This is a genomic window from Phycisphaerae bacterium (assembly GCA_018003015.1).
Taxonomy (GTDB): domain Bacteria; phylum Planctomycetota; class Phycisphaerae; order UBA1845; family PWPN01; genus JAGNEZ01.
In genome coordinates, this window is sequence record JAGNEZ010000022.1 from 81,693 (window position 1) to 92,233 (window position 10,541).

A 10,541-nucleotide genomic window follows, 5' to 3' on the forward strand; every position below is an offset into this window, starting at 1 on the left:
CCAAATGGCACGATAGACCGTCGGGCGACCGGACGATCCCGGAAGTAAGCCTCAAGCGACCGCGGCGCCCACCCGAGATACCGACAGGGGTTGACCCCAACGGGCCATTCGGTACATGATGAGGGTTTGTAGCGCCGCTTCCGGCCGGACCGGGCGGCCGGCGCGGACCCGAGAAACACCCGGCACAGCCAGCACGAGCGGACCGGTTCGCAAGAAGAGACACGCATGAGCGAGATGCCCAAGGATCAGCAGGAACAAGTGGAGAACACCACCCCGGTTGCTGAACCGGCCGCAGGGTGTGAGGCGTCGACCCGCGACGGCCGAGCGAATGAGTCCGCAGCAGCCCCCTTGACCTGCACGGCATCCGGTGCGGAGGTTGCGGCCGAACCGGACCATCATCCATGTCACGATCATGCGGAGACCGTGGAGGAAGGGGCCGCGGCGCAGGAGCCCCAGCCCGTGGTTCCGTTGACCGTCGAGGCCGCCCCCGCCAACGCCGCTGATCTGCGTCAGGGGTCAATCATCAGAGCCAAGGTAACCCAGGTCACCACGATTGATGTGACCTTCGATGTCGCCGGCATCCAGACCACGATCCCGTTCATCGAGTTCGCCGGCCACCCCACTCCCAAGGAAGGCGACGAGGTCTCCGTCGTCGTCGAGGAGTATGACCCGGCCACGCACAAGCTGACGATCAGCAAGCGTCACGCCGACGAGATGCTCTTCTGGCACTCCGTTCAGCCGGGGGATCTGCTCGAAGGCGTGGTGACGGGCATGAATAAGGGCGGGCTGGACATCGACATCGGCGGAGCCCGGGCGTTTCTACCCTCCTCTCATGTCGATATCACCCGCATCAAGGACATCTCCACCCTGATTGGCGAGCATGTCCGCTGCATTGTGACGCAGGTGGACCGGACAACCAGGGATCTGATCGTCAGCCGCCGCAAATACCTGGAACGAGAACGCAAGGAAGCCCGGCGCAAGGCGGTCGATGCCCTGGTCGAAGGGCAGAAGTACACCGGCACCGTCTCAAACCTCACTGACTACGGCGCCTTCGTCAACGTCGGCGGCGTTGACGGACTGGTCCACATTACCGACATGAGCTGGGGCCGGGTCCGGCATCCGGCGGATCTGCTGCAGATCGGCCAGCAGGTCGAGGTCCTGATCACCCGGATTGATCACCAGCGACACAAGGTCTCCCTGAGCATCAAGCAACTGAAGGCCGATCCGTGGAGCACCGCCGAGACCAAGTATCCGGTCGGATCGAGGATCCGGTCCCGCGTCGCCCGATTGGCCGACTTCGGTGCGTTCCTGGAACTCGAGGAGGGCATCGACGCCCTCCTGCCCCTCAGCGAAATGAGCTGGTCGCGCCGGATCAACAACCCCTCGGAAGTGGTCAAACCCGGTGACGAAATCGAGGTCGTCGTGCTTCGCGTCGAGCCGGCCAAGCAGCGAATCTCGGTCGGCCTGAAACAGACGGAGCCGGACCCGTGGAGCACAGTGGAAACCCGTTTCCCCCTTAACACCCCGACCAAGGGCAAGGTTTCCAAGATCATGGAGTTCGGCGCGTTTGTCGAACTCACGCCCGGCGTCGAGGGACTCATCCATATCTCGGAGCTGTCCGACAAGCGGGTCAAGGCGGTCGGCGACGTCGTCAAGGAAGGCCAGGAAGTCGAGGTCCGGGTCATCAAGATGGACACCAAGGCCCAGCGTATCTCCCTATCCATGCGTCCGGCTCCGAAGATCCAGGAGCTGCCACCTGCGGCGCCGCACAAACCCAAACCGGCGCGCAAGAAGCCCTTGCGCGGCGGCCTGTCCTCCCACTTCAACTGGTAATCGACCCGGCCAAGGCGTAAACGCTCCCGGCCGCGTCTCCAGCGAACCGTGCGAAGGTGCGGCTTGTGCCGGGCGCGAACGCCCACCGAGATGGGATTATTCGGCGCCGCTGTCCGAGCGAAGTTCTTCCTCGGCCGGCTTCAGTGGCGAGGGGAAACCCTTGCGCTCGCAAATCCCCAAGATGATGTCGTCGAACCGGTCGATGTGGAAGCTGTCCAGGCGGACCTTGCCCTTGCGCCCCTCCTGAAGATAGACCAGATCGAGCCAGCCCTTCCGCTGGTAGTCTTCAGTTGCGAACGAATCCATGGCATCCCAGGGAATCAGCCGCCCGGCGGTGGTCAAGCCTTGGTCATCAAGCACCCAGCGCGCCCGCCAGATGCGGATCAGGTGTACAAGGGTAACCAGGGCAACAACACCGGTCAGCAAGGCGAACCACTTCTGCCCGGCAATGTCGGACTCGGTTTTCTCCGTGTTGGTGGCGATGGCCTCGATCTTGCACACCTTGCCGCCGGAGACCTTGAACCAGCCGTAGGCCGCCGGACCGATGTAGCAGCAATCCTCCTCGCCGAGGAACGTGGGCGGGCCGAACAAGGCGGTGAGGCTCTCAACCGTGACCTTCTCCAGTTTCACATCGATCTCGAGCTTCCTGAGTTCCTCCAAGAGAACCTTTGGGTTGGTCCGGAGATCGCGAGCCTCCGGCATGCCCTTGATGCTGGCCAGGGCGGACCGTGCCCATTTGAGGTTGACCTTGGGGTATCCAATGTAGCCGTCGTAAGCGAAGTACGCGGAGAAGACGGCACACATCACGAAAAAGATGGATACTCGGACCCGGCGGTCTCGCGTAGATCCCGATTCGATCGTCATGAGCACCCGCTTCTCCGTCAGAGGAAGGACAACGGCATTTTTTCCAGCCACCGTGGCTGGGATATGATTCCCGCTTCCGGTCGAAAAAGCAAGCCGGGAATCATCTTTCAGTCATGATGAACAAAGCCCGGAACGGGCTGCCTTGTATACCCCGGCCCAGAATGGGATAATATCGGGAGAAGGGGCGGGTCCGGTCGGACCGGATCCGTTGGAGGGCACCAGGGAGGTGACAATGAAATCCCACCTCGGCGCGCATTGCGACGATTTGTCCGCAAGCTGCCGGTTGAGCATGAAACTGGACCTGTCGCTGGATCGGGAGACGGTCCTGCACTTTTTTGACCGCGTACGCCGCGAACACGCGGGCATGAGCCGCTTCCGCCGCCGCCATGACGGAACGCTGGTCCTGGAGGAAGGCGAGGCTGACCCCCAGGACTCGATCGCCCGGCGCTGGCTCCGGCTCGAGAGCGGGGCTCTGCGGTTCGGCTACTTCGCGCCTCCGTCGAACGAGGCGTGGCGGAGCTTCGGCCAGTCGCTGCTCGAATACGCCCCGTACTTCCTGTCGCTGAACGACCTGGATACGGACCATCTCGAGGTCATCTATGCCTTCGACATGGAGTACAGCGGCAACCACGATCAGCTGGTCGCCGAAACCCTATTCCACGACCATCCGCTGGTGGGCTTCATGATGGGTGAGGAGGCCACCCACGTTCTCGATTGCCAGCCCTACCTGGGCATCTCGCTCTCGCCGGCGTGTGACGTCCAGGCCTATCTGGAGGTCAAGAGTCGCACCAGCACTTTCGAGGTCCGGACCGGGGAGTACGAACCCCAGGTCCTTACCGTCTACTTGACGGTCCGCAGGTACTGGGGGGGTGACCGCCAAACGTCGCTGACCGACGCCTTCACGCGGCTGACGGCGGCCGCCGACAACCTGGCCACTCGCCGAGTCGTACCGCTGGTGGTCAACCCGCTGGCACTGGCCATCGCGAGCCGGCCGTAAAAAAGGTCGACAGGGCTGGACGCCCGCCCCTCCCGACGTCGATGCGCCACGGATCCGCGCCGTTGACCCCCTTCCGATAGGGACCTAGAATCGCTCCCCACGCAAACGCTTTGCGTCGCGCAGCGTGTCTGCTTGGCGAGCCAGAGGAACGATGAGCGTGGGGCGGATATTCCGATCCATTCCAAAGGACCAGCACCCCGATGAAGTGCGCATGACCCTCGGCGAGCACCTCGACGAGCTGCGCAGTCGGCTGATTCGGGCCTTGGTCGCGCTCTTCGTCGGAGCCATGCTCTGCTGGTTCTTCATCGACGAAATCATGGGCTTTCTCACCTCGCCGCTGTTCGCCGTGCTCCGGGCAAACGGTATCGAGACGCGGATGGTGGCCCTGAACCCGGCCGAAAACTTCATCACCTTCCTGAAAGTGGCGGTGATCGTCGGTTTCATCCTCTCCGCCCCGTACAGCATCACGCAGATCTGGGGATTCGTGGCCGCCGGGCTCTACCCGCATGAACGCAAGTGGATCCGCATGTTCGCCCCCGCCTCGATCGCCCTGTTCTTCACCGGGGCCCTGTTCCTGCTCTTGGTCGCCGCTCCCCTGCTGCTCAGTTTCCTGGTAACCTACAAGAATACCCTGCCCAACTACGACTCGCTGACCAAGATCCTGCTGACGCGCGTGGAAACGATGCCGGTCAACCAGCCCACACCCGAGAACGTGTGGCCCGCCACTCAGCCCATTCCCACCTACGAAAACGACCCGGCCAACCCGCCGGAGAGCGTCCCCTGGATCAACCGCACCAGCCGCGATGTCCGCATCCGGATCGGGGACGCCAACTACATCCTCGCCCATCTCGAGGACGTGCACAAACTGAACCGGCTCGACCCGATGATGCGGGTCGCCGATTACGTCGTCTTCATCCTCCAGCTTTCGGCGGCTTTCGGCATCGGTTTCCAGGTTCCCGTAGTCGTGGCGTTCCTGGCCACCCTTGGAATCCTCTCGACCGCACAGATGTCCAGGTACCGCCGCCACGTCATCTTCGGCATGGCCATCGTGGCGGCTATCGTGACGCCCCCGGACGTCACCAGCATGATGCTGCTTCTGCTGCCGATGATCGGACTGTTCGAGGTCGGACTACTGGTCGGAAGAGTCATTGAACGCAAACGCGCGACTCAGGCCGCCCATGCGGCGAAATGAGATCATGACGGAATAGCGAGGCTCGCGATGGCATCCACCCCTTCCCTGCGGCTCGTTACCTTGTCTCTGCTCCTGATCGCCGGACACAACGCGGCGTGGGCACAGACCGCCTGGTACACCGTCCGCGGCACGGTACCCGCCGACTGGCCGGCCGACGAAAGCGCCCCCCTGGCCGTGCCGCTGATCGAGCCGGCCACGGGCACCGAAACGATGCAGGCCTCGGTCAGCATCGACGGGCGGGAAGGCGCCAAGACCTTCGCTCAGTGCGAGGCGGCCGACCCCATCGCGGGAACACCGGCGCGGGCATGGCTGCTGCTCGCCGCAAAACCGGAGGATCGCGGCAAACCGATCACCATCACCCTGGCAGCCATGGCCAAAAGCTCCTTGCCCATCGCGTACCAGTCGGCGTTCCGGGACCCGCTCGTCAACATCCAGACCCCGGCCGGCAGGCCGGTCCTCTCCTTCCGCCATGGCCGTCCGGACCCGAAAACCAAGTACCCCATCACCGACTACCTCCACCCCATCCTCGGCCTGGACGGGGAAACGATCTCTGACCTGGAGCCCGCCGATCACCTTCACCACCGCGGCGTGTTCTGGTCCTGGGTGCGATACGACCGCAAGGGCGAACCCATCGGCGATTGGTGGATACCGAAGGGCATCGCCTGCGAAGCCGGTGAACTGAAGACCGGCGACGGCCCGGTGTTCAGCCAGTTTCGGGCCCGCCACTGGCTGACCCATCAGGCCAAGAACGCCCCAAGCCCGGCACGATTCATGCAGGAGGATGTCATCTGCCGAGTCTTCCCCGCCACGTCTCATGGCCGTGCCATTGATCTGGAGATCGCCCTCTTGGCATTGGATGAGGGCGTGCGAATCGGCGGACAGACCACACTCAACAAGGGCTACGGCGGCATGACCTTCCGGTACGGACCGGCCAAGCAAGTTGAGATCTCCCTTGACGGCAAGGTCGACCCGAAGGACATCGTCGGGGGGCGCGGCCGGTGGGCGGACTGGAGCGGCTTCTTCCGCGGCCCGGATGGCCAACCGCTGACCCGACGAAGCGGCGCCGCCGTCCTCGTTCATCCCCAGCACCCGAACGCCCCCACCACCTGGTTGACCCGGCACTACGGCGCCCTGTGCGTCACCTGGCCCGGCCTCCAGATGATCGAGGTTTCCCCAAAAGATCCGCTGCGGTTACGCTACCGGCTCTGGGTCCACCGCGGCAACGCGGTCGACGGAAAGGTGAACGATCAATACAACGCCTACGCCGCGGATTGGAAGTGGAGTCACAAGTAGGACCACCGAAAGCAAGCCACGAGCCGTCCGGCGTCCGCCTCGCAGGTCGGGTCGGCGCCGTGCTTCGGCGTTTGGACGTTTCGGAGTCGATGGAGATCCGCCGTGCCAAGATCGAAACGCACTGCTCATTATGTGGCCAGCACGCACTGGGACCGCGAGTGGTACGAGTCGTTTCAGGACTACCGGTTCCGACTGGTCAGCCTGGTGGACGAACTGCTGGACCAGATGGCGGCCGATCCCGAGTACCGGTACTTCCAGTCCGACGGCCAGTCCATCGTCTGGGACGACTACCTCGAAATCCGCCCGGAACGGCGCGAACAGGTGGTCAGCCTCGCACGGGAAGGCCGCCTGCGAATCGGGCCGTGGTACGTCATGCCCGACGAGTTCATCGTCAGCGGCGAGTCGCTGGTTCGCAATCTCCAGATGGGACTGAGGACCGCCGCCCGCTTCGGAGCGCCCTCGCGGACCGGCTTCATCTGCGACATCTTCGGACACACCTCTCAACTCCCGCAGATCCTCCGCGGCTTCTCGATCGATAACGCGTTCGTGTGGCGAGGCGTGCTGGAGAAGCCCCGGGGCGCCGTTTTCCGCTGGCAGTCGCCGGACGGCAGCGAAATCACCGCCTACCGCTTCAGCCCTCGCTATGGCTACTGCTCCTACGCTTTCCTCTCCCGTAAATGCAGCCAGATCGACCACGACCGCAACCTCGATGAGGCGATGAAAGGCCTTCGCGATCAGCTCGACTTCGAAATGGACCGCTGCCCAACGCCGTCACTCCTGATCTTCGACGGCGGAGACCACATGGAGATCGAACCGCGGACGACGCAGATCCTGCGGCGAGCCAACAAGGCGTTCACCGACGTTGAGCTCATCCACTCCCACCTCGACGGCTTCGTCGAGGACCTGCGCGAACAGCGGTCGCAGATCACCCGCGTCATCCAAGGCGAGCTTCGCGAGATCGGCGAACTCGGCGATGAGGGCTGGCTCATCCCCGGCGTGCTCAGCAGCCGCATCCACCTCAAGCAGCAGAACGCCCGGTGCGAGACCGAATTGTGCCTGTGGGCCGAGCCGTTCAGCACCTTCGCCGCTCTGCTCGGCGATCCGTACCCCGCCCGCTATCTCCAGGTCGCCTGGCGCTGGCTCCTCCAGAACCACCCCCATGACTCGATCTGCGCATGCAGCATCGACCAGGTCCACAAGGACATGGAGTATCGCTTCGACCAGAGCCGGCTCATCGCTTCGCACCTCACCCGCGACGCCCTGCAGGCCATCGCCGCTCGCGTCGAACTGCCCGAAATGGGTGACCAGGATATGGCCGTCGTGGTGTTCAACCCCTCCACCGACCCCATCGACGGCCCCGTCGACCTGACCCTGCGTTTCCCCAAGGACCTCGACGCCATCTACCAGGAGTTCTTCGGCTTCGAAGCCAAGATCGGGTTCCGCCTGTACGACACCGACGGCAAGGAGGTCGCGTACCAGTACGTCAACTGGCGCCGCGAGCGCGTCGGCTTCCGCCGCCGGCGCGGCAAGTTCCCTCAAGCCGACATCCGCCACGAGGTGGACATCACCGCGGCCCTGAAGGTGCCCGCTTACGGCTACACCCGCCTGGTCTGCCGGCCAGTCAAGCAGCCGACGCGCTACCTGGGCACCATGGTAGTCAACGACCACACCATCGCCAACGAGCATCTTCAGGTCTCCGTCGCCGCCAACGGCACCCTGACCCTCAGGGACAAACGCACCGGGCAGGTCTACGAGCGCCTGCTGACCGTCGAGGATCGGGCCGACATCGGCGACGGCTGGTACCATGGTGTGGCGGTCAACGATGAGGTCCATAGCTCAATTGCCTCGGCCGCGGACCTGGCGGTCACCGCGGATGGCATCCACAAGGCGACACTCAAGATCCGGGCCACACTCCAGGTGCCGGACCGTTTCGACTTCGACTCGATGCGCCGCGGCACCGCGATCGCCCCGCTGGTGATCACCCACCACGTCACCCTGCGGCAGGGCAGCGACCACGTCGAAGTGCGAACCGAAGTCGAGAACACCATCCGCGACCACCGCGTCCGCGTCCTCTTCCCGACAGGCGCGAAGACCGACACCTACTCGGCCGACAGCGCCTTCGACGTGGTGGAGCGGGCGATCGCCTTGCGGCCCGACAACGCCAAATACAAGGAACTGGAGGTCGAGACCCGGCCGCAGCAGACCTGGACCGCGGCCCATGACGACACCCGCGGCCTGGCGGTCGTCGCGACCGGCCTGCCGGAATCCACGGTTCGCGATCTCCCGGAACGGCCCATCGCCCTTACCCTGCTGCGCTCGTTCATCAAGGCAGTACTCACCAGTGGCAACGAGGGGGGTGAGATTCAGGGCCGCCACGAGTTCCGCTTTCTGATCGTCCCCTTGGCCGGAAGCCCGGATCGGGCGGGCTTGTGCCGACTCGGCCAGAGACTCGCCGCCGGCGTCCGCACCGTGCAGATCGAGCGGCACGATGCCAAACCCCTCGCGACCGCAAGCCCGTCGAGCCGGAGCCTTCCGCCCACCCTCGGTTTCCTGAAGGTCGCATCCGCCCAGACGGTCGTCACCGCGGTCCAACGCGCCGGCGACAAGGAAGTGGCTTCGGTCCGGTTGTTCAATCCCACCCCGGCCACCATCACCACCGCGCTGGCCCTGCACGACTGCCGGAACGCAGGCGAACTCACCGACCTGGAAGGAAAAAGCCGCGAGCCGATCAAGAGCAGTGACCAGGGCGCAGAAATCCAGCTCACCGGCAAGCAGATCGCCACCGTCCGATTCACGGAGTAACACTCCGAAGGAGAGATCATGAGCGGCGTTCGGTTCACGCACACGGTTGGCTTGATGACCCTGGCGATCGCCGAGATCATCGCCGGCTGCAACGACCAGGCCGCATCCACACCCCCGCCGCAAGACGTCACCGATTTGGTGGTCATCACCCCCCATGCCGTGCCGATTCGCGAGGCGTTCGCCGACGGCTTCCGACGATGGCAGACCGCTCACCACATCGAGCCACCCATCACCGTGCGGTGGATCAGCCACGGCACCCTGGAATGCCAGCGGTACATCCTCGACCGCTTCGGCGAGCAGCGCGAGGCGGACGAGGCGGGCATCGGCGTCGACGTGTTCTTCGGCGGCGGGCTGGCGGTCCACCAGTCCCTGGCGGCTCAAGGCCTGGCCCACCCTGTCAAGGTGCCCGATGCGACCCTCGCGGCCATTCCCAAGGACCTGAACGGCCAGCCCTTGCGGGCCCCGGATGGCAGCTGGTACGGTACGGCCCTCGGCGGCTACGGGATCCTGTTCAATGCCGTCGCTTGCAGGGCCAGGGACGTCCCGGTTCCGACCACCTGGGTCGACCTGGCATCGCCCGCCTTCGCCGGATGGGTGGCAGCGGCGGACCCCGCCCAGTCGGGCAGCACGACCCAGTGCTTGGCACTCATCCTCCTCAAACACGGCTGGGTGGAGGGTTGGGGAATCGTGTCCGGCCTGCTGGCCAACTCCAACGGCCTCTTCTCCGCCAGCGCCAACATAGCACCTACGGTGGAGGCCGGGATCGCCCTGGCCGGCCTCGAACCCGAGTTCGTCGCCCGCAGGAGCATCGCCGCGTCAAAGGGAACCATGGAGTACGTCAACCCGCCCGGCGCCACCGCGATCATTCCCGACCCGGTCACCGTCCTCAAAGGGGCGAAAGAGCCGATCGCCGCCGCTCAGTTCGTCGAGTTCGTGCTCTCGTTCGAGGGGCAGGCACTGTGGGCTCTGCCGGCTGACGCGGCCGGCGGACCGCCGGGTGAAGCTCTCTACCGGTATCCCATTCGCCCAGATGTCTATCAGAAGCTCGACGGTCAACTGCTCGTCAAGGGCAACCCGTTCTCCGAACAAGCCGGTCTTCGCGTGGATCCGGCGGACGAGCGGGCGTACACCGCCTTGCTGCCCCATCTGATCAGAGCAGCATGCGGACCCAACCACCTCGCCCTCCAGAAAGCCTGGCGACAGGCGGCGGCGTCCCCCGGCCAACCTGCACAGCTCCAGACGCTGAAGACTCCGCCGTTCGCCAAGGAACAGGCACTGCAGTACGCAAGCCTCTGCTCCCAGGATCCGCATCAGGCAGGCGAGTTGGAGGCCCAGTGGTCCAAGCTCTTCGAAGACCGCTATCGCGCGGTCCTGGAGAACGCCCCGCAGTAAACATGCATGGCACGGCGCAAGTCATCACGCACACCGGCGGGAGACCGACGAGAACCGTCGCCGGAATCCGGTGCCCCTGGGCCGCCCGTACCTCCAAAAAGAAGAAAGAGGACTACCCCACGTCGGGACCGCAAACCCCCACCCGTGGCCGCGGAGCCTCCTCCCGCG

Annotated in this window: 7 protein-coding genes; 6 read left to right on the forward strand and 1 reads right to left on the reverse strand. The window is 64.7% G+C overall.

Going from position 1 to position 10,541, the window contains the following annotated elements; translation table 11 throughout:
* Window positions 1-225: 225 nt before the first annotated feature.
* Window positions 226-1,833: a S1 RNA-binding domain-containing protein gene (locus tag KA354_11850; protein ID MBP7935331.1), complete on the forward strand. Its 1,608-nt coding sequence runs from the start codon at window positions 226-228 to the stop codon at window positions 1,831-1,833.
* Between the two features lie 96 nt (window positions 1,834-1,929).
* On the opposite strand, the gene KA354_11855 is transcribed toward KA354_11850, so the two are convergent.
* Complete coding sequence (locus tag KA354_11855; protein MBP7935332.1) at window positions 1,930-2,697, reverse strand: hypothetical protein; 768 nt, start codon at window positions 2,695-2,697, stop codon at window positions 1,930-1,932.
* A gap of 232 nt (window positions 2,698-2,929) precedes the next feature.
* Here KA354_11855 and KA354_11860 point away from each other — a divergent pair, with 232 nt between their 5' ends.
* From KA354_11860 to KA354_11880, 5 genes are all read left to right on the forward strand, one after another.
* Entirely contained in the window at window positions 2,930-3,694 is a 765-nt protein-coding gene (locus KA354_11860; GenBank protein ID MBP7935333.1) for a hypothetical protein, read from the forward strand.
* Window positions 3,695-3,851: 157 nt separating this feature from the next.
* Window positions 3,852-4,886 (forward strand): twin-arginine translocase subunit TatC, encoded by a 1,035-nt coding sequence (locus KA354_11865; protein ID MBP7935334.1) that lies wholly within the window; start codon window positions 3,852-3,854, stop codon window positions 4,884-4,886.
* A gap of 27 nt (window positions 4,887-4,913) precedes the next feature.
* Window positions 4,914-6,179, forward strand: a complete 1,266-nt coding sequence (locus KA354_11870) for a PmoA family protein (GenBank protein MBP7935335.1) — start codon at window positions 4,914-4,916, stop codon at window positions 6,177-6,179.
* A gap of 102 nt (window positions 6,180-6,281) precedes the next feature.
* A complete protein-coding gene (locus KA354_11875; GenBank protein MBP7935336.1) occupies window positions 6,282-8,981 on the forward strand; it encodes a glycoside hydrolase family 38 in 2,700 nt (899 codons plus the stop codon).
* Window positions 8,982-8,999: 18 nt separating this feature from the next.
* A complete protein-coding gene (locus KA354_11880; GenBank protein ID MBP7935337.1) occupies window positions 9,000-10,373 on the forward strand; it encodes an ABC transporter substrate-binding protein in 1,374 nt (457 codons plus the stop codon).
* Window positions 10,374-10,541: the final 168 nt, after the last annotated feature.

What these genes read in the sequence shown, in the direction of transcription:
- KA354_11870 (MBP7935335.1), top strand. Translation starts at nt 4,914, where the DNA reads ATGGCATCCACCCCTTCCCTGCGGCTCGTTACCTTGTCTCTGCTCCTG.
- KA354_11855 (MBP7935332.1), bottom strand. Translation starts at nt 2,697, where the DNA reads ATGACGATCGAATCGGGATCTACGCGAGACCGCCGGGTCCGAGTATCC.
- KA354_11880 (MBP7935337.1), top strand. Translation starts at nt 9,000, where the DNA reads ATGAGCGGCGTTCGGTTCACGCACACGGTTGGCTTGATGACCCTGGCG.
- KA354_11850 (MBP7935331.1), top strand. Translation starts at nt 226, where the DNA reads ATGAGCGAGATGCCCAAGGATCAGCAGGAACAAGTGGAGAACACCACC.
- KA354_11860 (MBP7935333.1), top strand. Translation starts at nt 2,930, where the DNA reads ATGAAATCCCACCTCGGCGCGCATTGCGACGATTTGTCCGCAAGCTGC.